The sequence below is a fragment of the Streptomyces sp. NBC_00457 genome, from assembly GCF_036014015.1.
Lineage (GTDB): Bacteria > Actinomycetota > Actinomycetes > Streptomycetales > Streptomycetaceae > Streptomyces.
Map to the genome: position 1 here is coordinate 7,205,841 of NZ_CP107905.1, position 15,792 is coordinate 7,221,632.

A 15,792-nucleotide genomic window follows, 5' to 3' on the forward strand; every position below is an offset into this window, starting at 1 on the left:
AATGACCGGATCCGTACGCGGCCGGCGAAGGCTCCCACGGTCACGGCGTCCGAGGTGACGCGGGGTGCCGTCCGCGCCGTACGGCCGGGACCTGCGGCGGGTCTGCGCGGGGCGGTGGCTGACGGTGAGCGACGGCGCGGTGTCAGTGGTGTGAGGCACACTGGCCTGATCCGCACCATGCCAGGGAGCTCACCGTGATCGTGTTCAACGGAGAGGGACACCGCTGCCAGGCCCAGGTCGACCCCCTGGGGCCCCTGCGCAGGTCAGACGACCCGCCCTGGGACGTGTACCTCACCGGCACCGTCTTCCTCGACATCATCTTCACCGGCCTCGACTCGGCGCCCGTGCGGGGCACCGAGTCGTGGGCCAGCGGGATGGGCTCCAGCCCCGGCGGCGTCGCCAACATGGCGACCGCGCTGGCCCGGCTGGGCCTGAGGACGTCCCTGGCCGCGGCCTTCGGTGACGACCACTACGGCGAGTACTGCTGGGACGCCCTGGCGCACGGCGAGGGCATCGACCTCTCCCTGGCACGCACCGTGCCCGGCTGGCACTCGCCGGTCACCGTCTCCATGGCGTACGAGGGCGAGCGCACGATGGTCTCCCACGGCCACGAGCCGCCGCCGGAGGAGCCCGCGCCGGACTGTCCGCCCCGCGCGCGTGCCGCGATCGCCTCGCTCACCCCGGGCAGACCCGCCCACTGGGTCGCCCAGGCCGCGGGCAAGGGCGCCCGGATCTTCGCCGACGTCGGGTGGGACGACACCGGTGCCTGGGATCTGGCGGGGCTGACCGATCTCAAGTACTGCGAGGCGTTCCTGCCGAACGCCGAGGAGGCCATGCGCTACACCGGCGCCACCTGCCCGCGCGCCGCCGCCCACGCCCTCACCGAGCATGTGCCGGTCGCCGTCGTCACCCTCGGCAAGGAGGGCGCGTACGCCGTGGACCGGCGTACCGGCGAGACCGCGGAGGTGCCCGCGATCGCCGTGGAGGCCCTCGATCCGACCGGCGCCGGGGACGTCTTCGTGGCCGGCTTCGTCACCGGCACCCTGGCCGGCTGGCCCCTCGCCGACCGCCTCGCCTTCGCCGGCCTCACCGCCGCCCTCTCCGTCCAGGAATTCGGCGGCTCCCTCTCGGCCCCCGGCTGGGCCGAGATCGCCACGTGGTGGCGCGAGGTGCAGTCCCTGGAGGGACAGGACCAGGCGGCGCTCCAGCGGTACGCGTTCCTTCAGTCCCTGGTCCCGGAGGCATCGACCCGCCCTTGGCCCCTGGCCCGCGCGGTCCCGACGATCGGCTTCCGAAGGTCTGCCTGAAAGCTCATGGTCTGCCTGAAAGCTCAGAAGCCGAGCTTGCGCAGCTGCTTCGGATCGCGCTGCCAGTCCTTCGCCACCTTCACATGCAGGTCCAGGTAGACCGGGGTACCGAGCAGCGCCTCGATCTGTTTGCGGCTCTTGATGCCGACTTCCTTCAGGCGCTTGCCCTTGGGGCCGATGATGATGCCCTTCTGGCTGGGGCGCTCGATGTAGACGAAGGCGTGGATGTCGAGGAGGGGCTTGTCGGCGGGGCGGTCCTCGCGGGGGAGCATCTCCTCGACGACGACCGCGATGGAGTGCGGGAGTTCGTCGCGGACGCCCTCCAGCGCGGCCTCGCGGATCAGTTCCGCGATCATGACCTGCTCGGGCTCGTCGGTGAGGTCACCCTCGGGGTAGAGGGCGGGGCCCTCCGGCAGGAGCGGGACGAGCAGGTCGGCCAGCAGGTCCACCTGCTGGTCCTTGACCGCGGACACCGGCACGATCTCCGCCCACTCGAAGCCGAGCTCCTTGCCGAGCTGGTCGATCGCGATCAGCTGCTCGGCGAGGGTCTTGGAGTCGACGAGGTCCGTCTTCGTGACGATGGCGACCTTCGGGGTCTTCTTGATCCCGGCCAGCTCCTTGGCGATGAAGCGGTCACCGGGGCCGAGCTTCTCGTTCGCCGGCAGACAGAAGCCGATCACGTCGACCTCGGCCCAGGTGGTGCGTACGACGTCGTTGAGCCGCTGGCCGAGCAGCGTGCGCGGCTTGTGCAGCCCAGGGGTGTCGACCAGGATCAGCTGGGCGTCCTCCCGGTGCACGATGCCCCTTACCGTGTGCCGCGTGGTCTGCGGCTGGTTCGCGGTGATCGCGACCTTCTGGCCGACCAGAGCGTTCGTAAGGGTGGACTTGCCCGCATTCGGGCGGCCCACGAAGCAGGCGAAGCCGGCGCGATGGGTGGCCTCGGACGGCTCGGATGACTTGATACGCACGCTCATGGCGCCCATTCTCCCTGATCCACAGGCCCCCGCCGCACCAGTGCACGCCCGCCTCCCTTACGGTGCGCGCCCGGACCGCATACGATCGCGGCGTCCCGGGCCCTGGCGCCCCGGTCAGCGCGTCCCCCGTCCCCTCCGCCCAGAAGGTCAAGCCCCGGCATGAAGCTCATCACCGCGATCGTCAAGCCGTACCGCCTCGACGAGGTCAAGAACGCGCTCCAGGAGCTGGGCGTGCACGGTCTGACGGTCACCGAGTCCAGCGGCTACGGCCGGCAGCGCGGCCACACCGAGGTGTACCGCGGCGCCGAGTACCAGGTCGACCTGGTGCCGAAGGTCCGTATCGAGATCGTCGTCGAGGACGCCGCCGCGGACGACGTCATCGACGCGATCGTCAAGGCCGCGCAGACGGGGAAGATCGGGGACGGGAAGGTGTGGGTGCTGCCCGTGGAGACGGTCGTACGTGTGCGGACCGGCGAGCGCGGCCCCGACGCGCTCTGACCCAGAGCACCACCCCGACGACCACCACGACCAGCAGCACCACGCCGATCAGCCACGGCAGCGCGAAGAACGACGCGCTGCCCGATTCCCGCGTGTCCTGCGCGCTCGCCGTCAACGTCACGTCGCCCCAGTCGAGTTGGGGCGCCCCGCGCCAGGGCTCGGTCAGCCGGACGCGCTGGCGCGGCAGCAGTTCCGTGGGGACGCGCGACAGGTCGCGGGCCAGCAGCGTACGGCCGAACAGGCCCTTCGCGCGCAGCTCCACCTTCGGGTTCAGGGTGACGTTGCCGGTGTTGTGCAGCGTGTAGGAGATCGTCGCCGTGCTGTCGCCGAGGCCCGGGACGAGGGGCTGGTGGTGGGTGACGCGGACGTCCTCGACGGCGATCGCGGGGAGCGTCGGACCGCCGACACGGAGGTAGATCCGGGCGGCGACGGCCCGCTGCACACCGAGCGCGAGTGAGCCGTCGCCCCGGTCCACGCGTTCGTCGAGCGCGACCAACCCGCCCGGGTGGTCGCCGGGTTCGGCGCCCTCGGGCACGCGGAGCGTGAAGGGGACGGTGACCTTGCCGTGCGCGGGCACGGTCACCCGGGACTTGGCGGGCCTGGCCCAGGCTCCGATTCCGCGCTGCTTCTCCTTGACCGTCCGCACCGCGAATCCGCCGTCGCGCGCGGTGTTGTACGCGTCGGCGGCGTACAGCCGGAACGTCAGCGGCTGCCCCGTCTTGTTGGCCACGACGACCTTGTCCTCGACGGTCGTCCCGGGATCGGCGGAGAGGTAGAAGTACGGGCGCGCGGCGACCTTAGAGGCGGCCGGGTAGACGGACCAGCTGCCGTTGTCGGCGGCGTGCGAGGGCGCGGCGACGGCGGTGAGGAGCAGGCCCAGGAGCAGTCCCGGAAGGAGGACATACAGCTTGCGCATGGGTGCGGACCCCCACGTGGATGAGGTGAACGGGCGGGTGCGGACGCCCGTACGGTCAGCTGAGCGTGAGGGTGAGCACTCCGGCGTACGAGCCCGGAGGCGTGAACGCCGGTACGTCCAGGGAGAGCCCGGCGTCGACGGTGAACTCACCGCCGGTGAGCGTGCCGTTGGCCGTGGACGCCAGGGTCGCGCCCGAACTGCCGACCACGCCGGACGAACCGGTCTGGCACGTGCTCGGGCTGCCCGCCTTGGTGGCGCAGGCGGGGGTCCACTTCAGCTTCCCGGCGTCGATCTTGGCGCCGGGCCCGGTGAAGTCGGTGACCTTGCCGGTGAGGGACCATCCTGCGGGCCCGCCCCGGAAGTCCTCGACGGTGACGGTCTGCAGCGAGCCCGTCGACGCCCCGCCCTCGCCGAAGTCCACCGCCGACAGCCGTACGGAGTCCCCGGCCTGGGACATGGACAGCGTCCCCGCCTTCACGGTCGTCGTCAGCTTCTGGCTTCCGTCGGGCACGGGTGTGTCGTCATTGACGACGTACGCGGCGGGCCCGGCCCCCTTCTCCGCGCTCCACGTACTCCCCTCGTACGCCACCACACCGGTCGTGGTCTTGTCGTTGACGACGAGCGAGCCGCTGAAGGAGCCGTTCGCTCCGGTGGTGACGGTGGCCGTGTCCGCTGTTTGGGTCGAGCCGGACCGCCCGGCCAGCGTGACGGTCGCCCCCGGCGTGAAGTCGCTGCCGCTGACGGTGACGCTGTCACCCGGGTTGCCGGAGGCCGAACTCAGCGAGATGGCACGGTTGTTGGTGGGGTTGCCGTCCGTCGCGGTGATGGTCTCGGAGACCGGCGCGGGCGGGGTGATCACCGTGCAGGGCGTGTCCAGTTCGAGGATGTAGCTGGTGTGGATGTTGTAGTCGCCGGGCGAGAGCGTGATCGACCCCGGCGCGGTGACTCTGAAGGTGCCGGTCATGGAGAACGACGGGAAGGGGCCGTTGCCCGGCACCGGGTCGTTCTTCTTCGGCCCGGCGACGGTCACGTCACCGGTCTGTGCTCCGCCGAGGGTGACTTTGCCGGTGGGCGTCATGATGTCGGCCGGCAGGGCGATGGCGGTGGGGTTGTTGGCGGCGGGCTTGACGACCGTGTATGTGACGGTGACGGTGTCGCCGACCTTCGGACTGGCGTTGTCCACCGCGACACTGGCCGTGGTGGTGCCGTCGATCGGCGGGATGCCCGCGATGTCGGGCGGTATGCAGTGCGTGGCGAAGTCCACGTTCGTGGGCGCGGCGCCGGCCGGACAGGCCAGTGCGCCACCCCCGGTGACCGCGAGCGCGGTCACCCCGAGCAGCGATGACCAGCGGCGTCTTCGGGCTCTCGTAGCCATGGGTGCCCCCTCCTGAGCGATGGCTGAGGACGCGGGCGCGGCTGCTGAACTCCCGCGCCCGCTGGGGGCATTGATGTGGGGATCGCGTGAGAAGTCAATGGAGATGCCGAAAAGGACTGATGGATCGTCAGTTCCTGTATGTCCTAAGGGAACTGACGACCCACCAGCTACTGCTGCCCGGTCAGTCGAACACGAACGGACCCGGTGACTGCGGTCCCGACGCCGTGCAGGTGATGGTGATGCCGAGGACCGTCATCCGCAGCGATCCGCCGAACGCCTCCAGGCTGTCGCCGGAGGCCACGGTCCCGGGGAGCGGACCGACCTGGACATCGTCGCCGGCCGCCATGGCCGGGTTCTCCGTGGCCGTGAAGGTGGTGGTGCCGCCGCTCGCCTTCACGAGGGTGAGGGTGGACTGGATCGAGTCCTCACCCAGTGCGATCGGCGCGGTGATGGCGGAGGAGGTGACGGTCATCGTCGCCGCGGTGCCGTCCTGGGTGGCCGTGATGGTGGCCTCGCCGCCGCCGAAGCTGCCGCAGTCGGCAGTGATCGTCGCCGACCCGGGGGCTACGGCGAGAGCGGCCGGTGCGAAGGCCAGGCCGGTGACCGCGAGGGCCCCGACCGTCAGTGCCGCACCCGTTGCTATGCGTTTCATGGGGAATCCGGCTCCCTTCCCTGTCTGGGAATTGCCATGTGGGGATGGATTGGGAGAGCCCGGCGGAGCCGTCGGCGCGCGCGGTGCGGGACGCCCGGTGGGGGGTGGGGGGATGAATCTGACGGTCCGTCGGAACTACCGGACCCATTGATGCGTCTGGGACGCGGGTCGGCAAGGCTGAATTCCGGACGACTCTGAAAAGGGCGGTTTTCAGCCTGCCGGCACGGTCATCCGTACCGTGCCGTCGGGCCCTGCCACCAGCACCGGCGTCTGAGGACCGCCCAGATCCGCGACCGCCGCCCGGTCCTCGGCCGACGCCGACTCCGCCTCCGTGACCACGGCCGCCGCCTCCAGCGACGTCGCCCCGGACGCCACCGCCATCGCCACGGCCGTCCGCAACGCGCTCAGCTTCAGGGAGTCGAGGGCAACGGTCCCGGCGACATACGTACGCCCGGTGTCGTCCCGTACGGCCGCCCCCTCGGGCACACCGTTGCGGGCCCGCGCGGAACGGGCCAGGGTGACGATCTTGCGGTCTTCGGGGTCGAGCGCGCTGCTGTCGGTCATGCCCTGAGCATACGAAGTGGCTGTCAGGGCCGGTCGAGGTGGCTGTCAGGACCGGTCGAGCCGGAGGCGTTCGGCGCGCGGAAGCCCGGCGACGACGAGGTCGTACGAGTCCTCGATGAGCTCGCGGACCAGGCGGTCCGGGAGGTCGCCGTCGACCGTGACCGTGTTCCAGTGGCGCTTGTTCATGTGGTAGCCGGGGATGATCAGGCCCTCGTACTCGCCGCGGAGCCGGATGGCGTCCTCCGGGTCGCACTTGAGGTTGACGGTGAGCGGGCGGGAGTCCAGCCAGCTCAGGGCGAACATCTTGCCCAGGACCTTGAAGACCGAGATGTCCGGGGCGAAGGGGAAGTCCTCCACCGCCGCGTTGAAGGACAGACAGAAGCCGCGCAGCTCCTCGGGGCTCACTCCTCTTCCTCGCCTTCCTTCGAGGCGCCCACCGGCTCCGCCAGCACGGTCACGATCTTGTTCCGGCGTCCCGCGGCGGCCTCCGCGGTCAGCCGCAGCTCACGGCCGTCGGGGAGTTCGACGACGGACGACGCCCCGGCGATGGGGACGCGGCCCAGCGCCTTCGCCAGCAGGCCGCCGACGGTCTCCACGTCCTCGTCGTCGTACGCCTCCAGGCCGTACAGGTCGCCGAGGTCGCCGATGTCGAGGCGGGCGGTGACGCGGTAGCGGTCCTCGCCCAGCTCCTCGACGGGCGGGAGCTCGCGGTCGTACTCGTCGGTGATCTCACCGACGATCTCCTCGAGGATGTCCTCGATGGTGACGATGCCGGCCGTGCCGCCGTACTCGTCGATGACGACGGCGACGTGGTTGCGGTCCTGCTGCATCTCGCGGAGCAGATCGCCGGCGTTCTTGGTGTCGGGCACGAAGGCGGCGGGCCGCATGGCCGTGGAGACCAGCTCGGACTCGGCGTCCCGGCTGATGTGCGTCTTGCGGGCCAGGTCCTTCAGATACACGATCCCGACGACGTCGTCCTCGCTCTCGCCGGTCACCGGGATCCGCGAGAACCCGGAGCGCAGCGCCAGCGTCAGGGCCTGCCGGATGGTCTTGTAGCGCTCGATGACGACCAGGTCGGTGCGCGGGACCATGACCTCCCGTACGAGCGTGTCGCCCAGCTCGAAGACGGAGTGCACCATGCGGCGCTCCTCGTCCTCGATCAGGGACTCCTTCTCGGCGAGGTCGACCAGCGCGCGCAGTTCCGCCTCGGAGGCGAAGGGGCCGCGGCGGAAGCCCTTGCCGGGGGTGAGCGCGTTGCCGATGAGGATCAGCAGGGGCGGGATCGGGCCCATCACCCGGGCCAGCGGCAGCAGGACGTACGCCGCCGCCGTCGCGGTGTTCAGCGGGTGCTGGCGGCCGATGGTGCGCGGGGAGACGCCGACGGCGACATACGACACCAGGACCATGACGCCGATCGCGGCGAGCAGGGCCCGGGTGGTGCCCTCGATCTCGTTCAGACAGGCGTACGTCACCATTGCCGCGGCGGCCATCTCGCAGGCCACGCGCACCAGCAGCGCGACATTGAGATAGCGGGTCGGGTCGGCGGCGACCTGGGCGAGCTTCTCGCTGCCGCGGCGGCCGGACTTGACGGCCTCCTCGGCGCGGAAGCTGGAGACACGGGCGATACCGGCCTCCGCGCACGCGGCGAGCCAGGCGACGACGACCAGGGCGACGGCGCCGGAGATCAGCGGGAGGCTCATGACACGGTCGGGGCCGGGGACGGGCCGGTGAGGCCCTTCTCCGCCCGCCAGCCGTCCACGATCGCCGCCTGGAGCCCGAACATCTCGGCCTTCTCGTCCGCTTCCTCGTGGTCGTAGCCCAGCAGGTGCAGCACTCCATGGACGGTCAGGAGCTGGAGCTCCTCGTCCATGGAGTGCTGCGTCTCGGCTTCCTTGCCCTGCGTCTCGGCGACCTCAGGGCACAGCACGATGTCGCCGAGCAGGCCCTGCGGCGGCTCGTCCTCGTCCTTCGCCGGCGGACGCAGCTCGTCCATCGGGAAGGACATGACGTCCGTCGGGCCCGGCAGGTCCATCCACTGGATGTGCAGCTGCTCCATGGCATTGGCGTCCACGACGATCACCGAGAGCTCGGAGAGCGGGTGGATGCGCATCCGCGCGAGCGCGTAGCGGGCGATGTCGAGGATCGCCTGCTCGTCGACCTCGGTTCCGGACTCGTTGTTGACGTCGATCGACATGGTGCTGCTCGGTCTACTTCCCCTTGTGCCCGGACCTGTTCCGGCCGCCCTTGTGGGTGCCGTTCTGGGTGCCGTGCTGGTTGTCGTACTCCTCGTACGCGTCGACGATACGGCCGACGAGCTTGTGCCGAACGACATCGTGGGACGAGAGCCGGGAGAAGTGGACGTCCGGGACGCCGTCCAGGATGTCCTGGACCTGGCGCAGACCTGACTTGGTGCCGTCCGGGAGGTCGACCTGCGTGATGTCACCCGTGATCACGATCTTCGATTCGAAGCCGAGGCGGGTGAGGAACATCTTCATCTGCTCGGGGCTCGTGTTCTGGGCCTCGTCCAGGATGATGAACGCGTCGTTGAGCGTGCGACCGCGCATGTACGCCAGCGGCGCGACCTCGATCGTGCCCGCCGCCATGAGCCGCGGGATGGAGTCGGGGTCGAGCATGTCGTGCAGCGCGTCGTACAGCGGGCGCAGATACGGGTCGATCTTCTCGTAGAGCGTGCCCGGCAGGAAGCCGAGACGCTCGCCCGCCTCGACCGCGGGCCTGGTCAGGATGATGCGGGTGACCTGCTTGGACTGCAGGGCCTGCACCGCCTTGGCCATGGCGAGATAGGTCTTGCCGGTACCGGCGGGGCCGATGCCGAAGACGATCGTGTGCTTGTCGATCGCGTCGACGTACCGCTTCTGGTTGAGGGTCTTGGGGCGGATCGTGCGGCCGCGGGAGGAGAGGATGTTCTGCGTGAGGACTTCGGCGGGGGTCTCCTCGCCGTCGCTCTCGCCGTTCTCACTCGCCCGGAGCATGGCGATCGAGCGTTCCACTGCGTCCTCCGTCATCGGCTGTCCGGTGCGGAGCACCAGCATCATCTCGTCGAACAGGCGCTGGATGAGGGCGACTTCTGCGGTGTCGCCGACCGCGCTGATCTCATTGCCCCGGACGTGGATGTCGGCCGCCGGGAAGGCCTTCTCGATCACGCGCAGGAGGGCGTCGCCGGACCCCAGGACGGTGACCATGGGGTGCTGGGCGGGGACGGTGAACTCTGCTCGTGACTGCCCCTGCGCAGGGGTGTGAGCTGTGGGTGTCTGAGTCATGGGCCGGCTCTGTAGGCCTGCACGTCCTCCTCCATACGACTCGCCTGCCACAAGGGCGGCCTGGCGATTTCAAGGGTACGCCGGGAGACTGACATCGCCGTAGGTCTTTTCATCGGCCCGGCTCCTGGCCCGGCTCAGGGCTTGCTCACCGACATGTTCTGCAGGCCCAGCACACGCAGCAGCTGGAGGCGTTCGTAGGCCTCCGTGCCCGGGCGGGCGGTGTGGATGACCAGGAGCTGGTGGTGTTCGTGGCTGAGCAGGACCTCGCAGTCGAGGTCCAGCAGGCCGACCAGAGGGTGCAGGAAGCGTTTGGTCGCCCGGTGGCGCAGTGACACCTCGTGTTCGTCCCACAGCCGCGCGAACTCCTCGCTCGACGAACGGAGCTCGGCGACCAGCGCGGCGGGTTCCGGGTCGTCGGGACGGGCGGCGGCCACCGCACGCAGATTGGCCACATGGGCGCGTGCGTGCTCGGCCCGGTCCTCCTCCGGGAACAGGGTGCACGCCTGAGGGTCCAGGAAGTAGAGCCGGAGGAGGTTGCGCTCGCCCGGGGGGCGGGACATCACATCGCGGGTCAGCGCCCGCGCCATGGAGTTCTGGGCCAGCACCTCGCCACAGTCGGTCACCACCTGCGCCGGTGTGTCATGCAGCCGGTCCAGGATCAGCATCAGACCGGGCGCGACGTGCGCCGACGCCGTCTCGCGGCGCGGTGGCTCCTCGTCGGCCAGGTGGAACAGATGGTCGCGTTCGTCGGCGGTGAGACGCAGGGCACGGGCCAGCGCCGCCAGCATCTGCCGGGACGGGCGGGGACCGCGGGACTGCTCCAGGCGCGTGTAGTAGTCCACCGACATGCCTGCCAGCTGCGCCACCTCCTCGCGCCGCAGACCGGCCGTACGGCGCCGGGCGCCCGGCGCAAGGCCCACGTCCGACGGGCTCAGGCGGGCGCGGCTCCGGCGCAGGAAGTCCGCGAGTTCGGCTCGGTTCACGCGTCCAGCCTGCGGCACGCCGCCCGCCGTATCCAGGGACTGTCGATCCCCTGATCGGCGGGTCTCTCCCGGCCGGCGTCGCACCGTCCGAGGGTGGTGGCAGTAGAGCATCCGGTTCGTGAGGAGCAGATCATGTTGACACTGGTGACGGGTACGACGGGGCAGGTCGGTCGGCGCTTCGTGCCGCGGCTGCTGGCGCAGGCGCGGCCGGGCGAGCGGGTGCGGGTGCTGGTGCGTGACGCGGCGCGGGGCGAGCCCTTCGCCGAGCTGGGCGCCGAGGTCGTGGTCGGCGACCTGCGGGACGCCGAGGTGCTCGGCAAGGCGGTCGCCGGGGTCGACGCGGTCGTCAACGTCGCGGCGTCCTTCCGCGGGGTGCCGGACGAGGAGGCGCGGGCGGTCAACCGGGACGCGGCCGTCGAGCTGGGTCGCGCCGCACAGGCGGCCGGTGTGCAGAGGTTCGTGCAGGTCAGCACCGGGCTGGTGTACGGCGTCGGACGGGGGCGCCCGCTCACCGAGGACGACGAGAGCCGGCCCGGCGGGTCGATGTGGGGCGCCTACCCCGAGTCCAAGGCGCAGGCCGAGCGGGAGCTGCTCGCGCTGGAGGGTCTGGACGTGCGCGTCGGCCGGCTTCCCTTCGTCTACGGGGAGGGCGATCCGCATCTGGCCCAGTCCCTGATGTGGGCGAGCGGCTGGGCGGCGACCCAGCGGTTGCACATGGGCCATCATGCGGACGTTGCCCAAGGGCTGCTGCGGATTCTGTACGCGCCGGGGATTGCGGGCCGTGTCTACAACATCGCCGACGATGCGGTGGTCACGGCGGTTGAGTTGCACCAGCTGAACGGGGTGGAGGTTCCTGAGGAGCTGTATACGCGCAGCGATCCTGACCCGTGGCTCGTGATCATGTCCACTGAACGGATCCGCCGGGAGCTTGGGTATCGGCCGTTGTTTCCGAGTGTTTATGCGGCTCGGGAGGCTGGGGCGCTCTAAGGGGGTGCCGCGATGGGTGGTGGGCGGCTGCGGGGCTGTTGTGGCTGGTCGCGCAGTTCCCCGCGCCCCTTTCGGGGCGCTCTAGTCCACGCCTTTGATACGTCCCACCAACACCGCCCCCGCCAACCCCACCCCCGCCGCCACCGCGTACAGCACCCGGTAGCCGCCCAGGTGCGTCACGATCGGGGCGGCGAGGGCGGGGGCCGCGACCTGGGGTAAGGCGTTGGCCACGTTGATGACGCCGAGGTCCTTGCCCCGGTCCTGCGCCTCTGGCAGGACGTCCGTCATCAGGGCGAAGTCGACCGACATGAAGACCCCGAGGCCCACGCCCAGCAGGGCCGCGACGACGATTGCGCTCGGCCAGGTCTGCCAGGCGGCCAGGAGGGCCGTGGCCGCGGCCATCAGTACGCCGGACCAGCGCACGAAGGGCTTGCGGCGGCCCACGCGGTCCGACCAGGCGCCGCCGACCACGACCGTGGCCAGCAGGGTCACGCTGTTCACGGCGGTGAGGATCAGGACGCCGGACTCGGGGTCGTCGTGGTGCAGGCGGTCCCGCAGGTAGTAGAGGAGGTAGAGGATCACCAGGGCGTTGCTGAGGTTGATCAGGAAGCGGGTCAGCCAGGCCCAGCCGAAGTCCGGGTAGCGGCGCGGGCTCAGCCAGAAGCCCTTGAGGAAGGCCTTCGGGGACCAGGGCGGCCGGTCCGTGACCGCCAGCCTGAGATCCCCGTATCGCAGGACGTACGGCAGCACACCCGCCAGCGTGAAAAGCGCGCACGCCGCGTACCCCGCCGCGATCCCGCCCGCCGCCGTCGCCAGTCCCGTCCCGACCACCGCGCCCAGGATCTGCGCCGCGCCCAACCACCCGCCCACCGAACCCCGTTGCAGCCGCGGCACCCGGTCCGGCACCGCTGCCGTGACCGCCGCGAAGGCCGCGTTCAGGGTCAGCTGGACCAGGCACCAGCCCACCGCCATCGTCCACAGCCCGCCCGCGCCCGCGAGCAGCAGCAACGACAGCGCACCGCCCGCCGCTCCGGCCACGATCCACGGCGTACGGCGACCCCAAGGGGCCGTGGTCCGGTCCGACAGCGCGCCGAAGAACGGGTTGGCCGCCAGCGACACCACCGCGCCCACGCCCGTCACCCACGCCAGCAGCGTCTCCTTCGACATGCCCGTGCCGGGCGCGAAGTCCTCCGCCTGCCGGGCCAGCAGGATCTGCAGCGGGCCGTACCAGCCCACCCAGATCGCCACGTTGGCCAGCGACAGGGCCGACATCCAGCCCCGGCCGACCCGCTCGACGGGCTCCGCGAGGGCGATCCCGCTCATCTCTGGGCCCGCAGCACATCCCGGAACCAGGCGTACGACGCCTTCGGGGTCCTGGCGAGCGTCTTGAAATCCACGTGCACCAGCCCGAAGCGCCGCGCGTATCCCTCAGCCCACTCGAAGTTGTCCAGGAGCGACCACACGAAGTAGCCGCGTACGTCCACGCCCGCCTCCACCGCCCGGTGCAGCGCGCGCACATGAGCGTCCAGGTAGGCGATCCGGTCTTGGTCGTCGATGCCCTCGTACGAGCAGCCGTTCTCGGTGATGACGACGGGCGGGAGCCGGTCGCCGTAGCGCTCGTGGAAGCCGGTGAGCAGCTCGGTCAGACCCTCCGGGACCACCGGCCAGCCGAAGTCGGTCACCGGGACGCCGTCGATTTCGTGGACGGAGAAGGGGAGTTCGGCCGGGATCGTCAGCCCGCCGAACTCGATGTCGGTGCCATGCGGGGCGCCCACGCGGGTCGGCGCGTAGTAGTTGACGCCGTAGAAGTCCAGCGGCTCACCGATGATCTTGAGGTCGGCGGGGACGTCCCCTGGCATCAAGTCCGCGATTCCCTCGGGGTATTCGCCGCGCAGGACGGGGTCGGCGAAGAGGCGGTTGAGCAGCAGGTCGTAGAAGTCGGCCGCCTCCAGGTCCGCCTGTTCGCGGGAGGCCGGCCAGGTCGGGCCGTGCGAGTTGGCGATGCCGATGTCGGTGGCGCCACAGGCGCGCAGGGCCTGTACGGCCAGGCCGTGAGCCAGGAGTTGGTGGTGGGCGGCGGGCAGCGCGTCGAACATCAGCTGCTTGCCCGGCGCGTGGGCGCCGAGCGCGTGGCCGAACAGGGTGTGCTCGGCGGGCTCGTTGAGGGTGATCCACTTCGAGACGCGGTCGCCCAGGCGGTCGGCCACCGTCGACACGTACTCCGCGAAGTGTGCGGCCGTGTCCCGCTTCAGCCAGTCGAGGGACACCGGCAGGTCCCAGTGGAAGAGGGTGGGGACGGGACGTACGCCCGCCGCGCACAGCTCGTCGACCAGACGGTCGTAGAAGTCCAGTCCGCCGTCGGACCGGACCCGCGGCCAGGAGATCGAGAAGCGGTACGCGTCCACGCCCAGCTCGGCCAGGAGCGCCACGTCCTCGCGGTAGCGGTGGTAGTGGTCGCAGGCCACCGCCGCCGTCGAGCCGTCCTTCACCCGCCCCGGCTCGGCCGTGAAGGCGTCCCAGACGGAGGGTTGGCGTCGGTCGGCCGCGCCCTCGATCTGGTGGGCGGACGTCGAGACGCCCCACAGGAAGCCGGAGGGGAACCGGGGTATCGGATCAGTCGCCATGCGCCGGATCATCCGTACCGCCGGTAACGGAAGTCAACGGGCAGGCGTGAACAAGCAGTTACGCGCCTTCCTTCAGGACGCGTGAGATCAGTTTCCGCTGCTCGTCCGTGAGCCGGGGATCCGAGCAGTACACCGTCTTGCCGTCCACGGTGAGCTGGTAGCTGAAGCCGTCCGGAACCCCGACGGGGGGCACGCCCCGGCCGGACGCGACCGCGCTCTCGGCCAGGGAGTGCCACTCCTGGGCATCGGGCCGCCCCGAGGTCTCCACCTCGGCGTGCCGCTCGATGCCCGCGAATCCGCCTGTGCGTCGCACCTGAATACGCATGGATCCTGTCTAGTACGGAACTAGAGGGTGCGCACCCCGACCTGCTCCCAGGCCTTGAGTACGGCCTGAATCTCCTCGCTGTTGTCGCCGTACCGTGCCTTCGCGGCAGCGACCGTCAGCGTGGCGAAGTCGACGAAGAGGGCCTGTTCCTTCAGTTCGCCCCCGGTCAGCACGTCGTACCAGATCTGCCCGGCCCGCTCCCAGGCGTGACCGCCTAGCGCGGTCGCGGCGAGGTAGAAGGCGTGGTTGGGGATGCCCGAGTTGATGTGCACGCCGCCGTTGTCGCGACCGGTGCGGACGTAGCCGTCCATCGTGCCGGGCTGCGGGTCCTTGCCGAGGACGTCGTCGTCGTACGCCGTGCCCGGCTCCTTCATGGAGCGCAGCGCCTTGCCGGTCACGCGCGGAGCGAGCAGGCCCGCGCCGATCAGCCAGTCGGCCTCGGCGGCGGTCTGGCCGAGGGTGTACTGCTTGATCAGCGAGCCGAAGACGTCGGACATCGACTCGTTCAGGGCGCCCGGCTGGCCGAAGTAGGTCAGGTTCGCCGTGTACTGGGTGACGCCGTGGGCCAGCTCATGGCCGATGACGTCGATCGGGATGGTGAAGTCGAGGAAGATCTCGCCGTCACCGTCGCCGAACACCATCTGCTCGCCGTTCCAGAAGGCGTTGCCGTAGTCCTCGTCGTAGTGCACGGTCGCGTCGAGCGGCAGTCCGTCGCCGTCGATCGAGTCGCGCCCGTACGCCTTGAGGAACAGCTCGAACGTCGCGCCCAGGCCCGCGTAGGCGCGGTTGACGGTGGCGTCCTTGCCGGGCTCCTCGCCCTCGCCGCGGACCTTCTTGCCGGGCAGGTCGGTCCTGTGCTCGGCGTCGTAGATCGTGCGGTGCGGTTTGCCTGCTGCGGCTTGGGCGGGCGGGGTGACGGTGGGTGCGCCGAGGACGGTGGTCAGGCGGCGGTGGGTGCGCTGGTAGGCGTCGCGCTCGAGGGTCTTGCGAGCGGGGCCGGCCAGCGCGGGGTCCTCGGCCTGGGCGAGCTTGTCGAGGATGTGGGGTGGTACGACGGTGCAGAAGACGGGCGTGTAGCCCCCGTTTGTCGTCATGCCCCGCACGATGGCACTGCGTTAGCTGGCTGTCACTATCGGCAACCATGATTGGTGAAATGTGGGGATGTTTGGGGCGTAGGCTGGTTGCGCTGTGTTATTGGCTGCGGCGCCGTCGTGGCTGGTCGCGCCGTTCCCCGCGCCCCTTGGGCGCGGCGTTGCAGTCCCGCATATTGATACAGCCCGGTGCATCCGGGAACGGTCCGCTAGCATGC

17 protein-coding genes are annotated in these 15,792 nt (G+C 70.4%); 3 read left to right on the forward strand and 14 right to left on the reverse strand.

Annotation, left to right across the window (positions count from 1 at the left end):
• The first annotated feature begins 194 nt into the window (after window positions 1-194).
• The gene (locus OG828_RS32845; RefSeq protein ID WP_328503185.1) at window positions 195-1,307 is read left to right on the forward strand and encodes a carbohydrate kinase family protein; all 1,113 of its coding nucleotides are present in this window, start codon (window positions 195-197) and stop codon (window positions 1,305-1,307) included.
• A gap of 23 nt (window positions 1,308-1,330) precedes the next feature.
• Here the strand turns inward: OG828_RS32845 and era are convergent, their stop codons facing one another.
• Window positions 1,331-2,290: a GTPase Era gene (gene era, locus OG828_RS32850; RefSeq protein WP_210574481.1), complete on the reverse strand. Its 960-nt coding sequence runs from the start codon at window positions 2,288-2,290 to the stop codon at window positions 1,331-1,333.
• A 150-nt stretch (window positions 2,291-2,440) separates the two neighbouring features.
• Here era and OG828_RS32855 point away from each other — a divergent pair, with 150 nt between their 5' ends.
• Window positions 2,441-2,779 (forward strand): P-II family nitrogen regulator, encoded by a 339-nt coding sequence (locus OG828_RS32855; RefSeq protein ID WP_328364629.1) that lies wholly within the window; start codon window positions 2,441-2,443, stop codon window positions 2,777-2,779.
• On the opposite strand, the gene OG828_RS32860 is transcribed toward OG828_RS32855, so the two are convergent.
• The 9 genes from OG828_RS32860 to OG828_RS32900 all read right to left on the reverse strand — a co-directional run bounded on the left by OG828_RS32860 (window position 2,673) and on the right by OG828_RS32900 (window position 10,547).
• Entirely contained in the window at window positions 2,673-3,695 is a 1,023-nt protein-coding gene (locus OG828_RS32860; RefSeq protein WP_328503186.1) for a WxL protein peptidoglycan domain-containing protein, read from the reverse strand. The genes OG828_RS32855 and OG828_RS32860 overlap by 107 nt on opposite strands.
• Window positions 3,696-3,750: 55 nt before the next feature.
• The gene (locus tag OG828_RS32865; protein WP_328503187.1) at window positions 3,751-5,070 is read right to left on the reverse strand and encodes a beta-xylosidase; all 1,320 of its coding nucleotides are present in this window, start codon (window positions 5,068-5,070) and stop codon (window positions 3,751-3,753) included.
• A 181-nt stretch (window positions 5,071-5,251) separates the two neighbouring features.
• The gene (locus OG828_RS32870) at window positions 5,252-5,722 is read right to left on the reverse strand and encodes a hypothetical protein (protein WP_328364635.1); all 471 of its coding nucleotides are present in this window, start codon (window positions 5,720-5,722) and stop codon (window positions 5,252-5,254) included.
• Between the two features lie 210 nt (window positions 5,723-5,932).
• On the reverse strand, window positions 5,933-6,286 hold the full coding sequence (locus OG828_RS32875) for a cytidine deaminase (protein ID WP_328364637.1): 354 nt from the start codon (window positions 6,284-6,286) through the stop codon (window positions 5,933-5,935).
• A 45-nt stretch (window positions 6,287-6,331) separates the two neighbouring features.
• Window positions 6,332-6,691, reverse strand: a complete 360-nt coding sequence (locus OG828_RS32880) for an MmcQ/YjbR family DNA-binding protein (RefSeq protein WP_328503188.1) — start codon at window positions 6,689-6,691, stop codon at window positions 6,332-6,334.
• Entirely contained in the window at window positions 6,688-7,986 is a 1,299-nt protein-coding gene (locus tag OG828_RS32885; RefSeq protein WP_210574467.1) for a hemolysin family protein, read from the reverse strand. The genes OG828_RS32880 and OG828_RS32885 overlap by 4 nt, the downstream gene beginning before the upstream one ends.
• Window positions 7,983-8,480, reverse strand: coding sequence for an rRNA maturation RNase YbeY (gene ybeY / locus OG828_RS32890; protein WP_328503189.1), 498 nt, complete (start codon window positions 8,478-8,480; stop codon window positions 7,983-7,985). Before ybeY ends, OG828_RS32885 begins: the two co-directional genes overlap by 4 nt.
• A 13-nt stretch (window positions 8,481-8,493) precedes the next feature.
• Window positions 8,494-9,564, reverse strand: coding sequence for a PhoH family protein (locus OG828_RS32895; protein ID WP_328364644.1), 1,071 nt, complete (start codon window positions 9,562-9,564; stop codon window positions 8,494-8,496).
• A gap of 134 nt (window positions 9,565-9,698) precedes the next feature.
• On the reverse strand, window positions 9,699-10,547 hold the full coding sequence (locus tag OG828_RS32900; protein WP_328364645.1) for a helix-turn-helix transcriptional regulator: 849 nt from the start codon (window positions 10,545-10,547) through the stop codon (window positions 9,699-9,701).
• 132 nt (window positions 10,548-10,679) lie between these two features.
• Here OG828_RS32900 and OG828_RS32905 point away from each other — a divergent pair, with 132 nt between their 5' ends.
• Entirely contained in the window at window positions 10,680-11,534 is an 855-nt protein-coding gene (locus tag OG828_RS32905; protein ID WP_328503190.1) for an NAD-dependent epimerase/dehydratase family protein, read from the forward strand.
• A gap of 81 nt (window positions 11,535-11,615) precedes the next feature.
• On the opposite strand, the gene OG828_RS32910 is transcribed toward OG828_RS32905, so the two are convergent.
• The 4 genes from OG828_RS32910 to OG828_RS32925 are packed head-to-tail and all read right to left on the reverse strand — an operon-like array spanning window position 11,616 to window position 15,577.
• Window positions 11,616-12,857, reverse strand: a complete 1,242-nt coding sequence (locus OG828_RS32910; protein WP_328503191.1) for an MFS transporter — start codon at window positions 12,855-12,857, stop codon at window positions 11,616-11,618.
• Window positions 12,854-14,170, reverse strand: a complete 1,317-nt coding sequence (locus OG828_RS32915; protein ID WP_328503192.1) for a GH1 family beta-glucosidase — start codon at window positions 14,168-14,170, stop codon at window positions 12,854-12,856. The genes OG828_RS32910 and OG828_RS32915 overlap by 4 nt, the downstream gene beginning before the upstream one ends.
• Window positions 14,171-14,216: 46 nt before the next feature.
• Window positions 14,217-14,483, reverse strand: coding sequence for a protealysin inhibitor emfourin (locus OG828_RS32920; RefSeq protein WP_328440714.1), 267 nt, complete (start codon window positions 14,481-14,483; stop codon window positions 14,217-14,219).
• A gap of 20 nt (window positions 14,484-14,503) precedes the next feature.
• Window positions 14,504-15,577, reverse strand: a complete 1,074-nt coding sequence (locus OG828_RS32925; RefSeq protein WP_328503193.1) for a M4 family metallopeptidase — start codon at window positions 15,575-15,577, stop codon at window positions 14,504-14,506.
• Between the last annotated feature and the right edge of the window lie 215 nt (window positions 15,578-15,792).

Excerpts from the sequence above, each read along its gene's own strand:
- era (WP_210574481.1), bottom strand. The coding sequence starts at position 2,290 with ATGGGCGCCATGAGCGTGCGTATCAAGTCATCCGAGCCGTCCGAGGCC.
- OG828_RS32855 (WP_328364629.1), top strand. The coding sequence starts at position 2,441 with ATGAAGCTCATCACCGCGATCGTCAAGCCGTACCGCCTCGACGAGGTC.
- OG828_RS32860 (WP_328503186.1), bottom strand. The coding sequence starts at position 3,695 with ATGCGCAAGCTGTATGTCCTCCTTCCGGGACTGCTCCTGGGCCTGCTC.
- OG828_RS32865 (WP_328503187.1), bottom strand. The coding sequence starts at position 5,070 with ATGGCTACGAGAGCCCGAAGACGCCGCTGGTCATCGCTGCTCGGGGTG.
- OG828_RS32870 (WP_328364635.1), bottom strand. The coding sequence starts at position 5,722 with ATGAAACGCATAGCAACGGGTGCGGCACTGACGGTCGGGGCCCTCGCG.
- OG828_RS32875 (WP_328364637.1), bottom strand. The coding sequence starts at position 6,286 with ATGACCGACAGCAGCGCGCTCGACCCCGAAGACCGCAAGATCGTCACC.
- OG828_RS32885 (WP_210574467.1), bottom strand. The coding sequence starts at position 7,986 with ATGAGCCTCCCGCTGATCTCCGGCGCCGTCGCCCTGGTCGTCGTCGCC.
- ybeY (WP_328503189.1), bottom strand. The coding sequence starts at position 8,480 with ATGTCGATCGACGTCAACAACGAGTCCGGAACCGAGGTCGACGAGCAG.
- OG828_RS32895 (WP_328364644.1), bottom strand. The coding sequence starts at position 9,564 with ATGACTCAGACACCCACAGCTCACACCCCTGCGCAGGGGCAGTCACGA.
- OG828_RS32905 (WP_328503190.1), top strand. The coding sequence starts at position 10,680 with ATGTTGACACTGGTGACGGGTACGACGGGGCAGGTCGGTCGGCGCTTC.
- OG828_RS32910 (WP_328503191.1), bottom strand. The coding sequence starts at position 12,857 with ATGAGCGGGATCGCCCTCGCGGAGCCCGTCGAGCGGGTCGGCCGGGGC.
- OG828_RS32915 (WP_328503192.1), bottom strand. The coding sequence starts at position 14,170 with ATGATCCGGCGCATGGCGACTGATCCGATACCCCGGTTCCCCTCCGGC.
- OG828_RS32920 (WP_328440714.1), bottom strand. The coding sequence starts at position 14,483 with ATGCGTATTCAGGTGCGACGCACAGGCGGATTCGCGGGCATCGAGCGG.
- OG828_RS32925 (WP_328503193.1), bottom strand. The coding sequence starts at position 15,577 with ATGACGACAAACGGGGGCTACACGCCCGTCTTCTGCACCGTCGTACCA.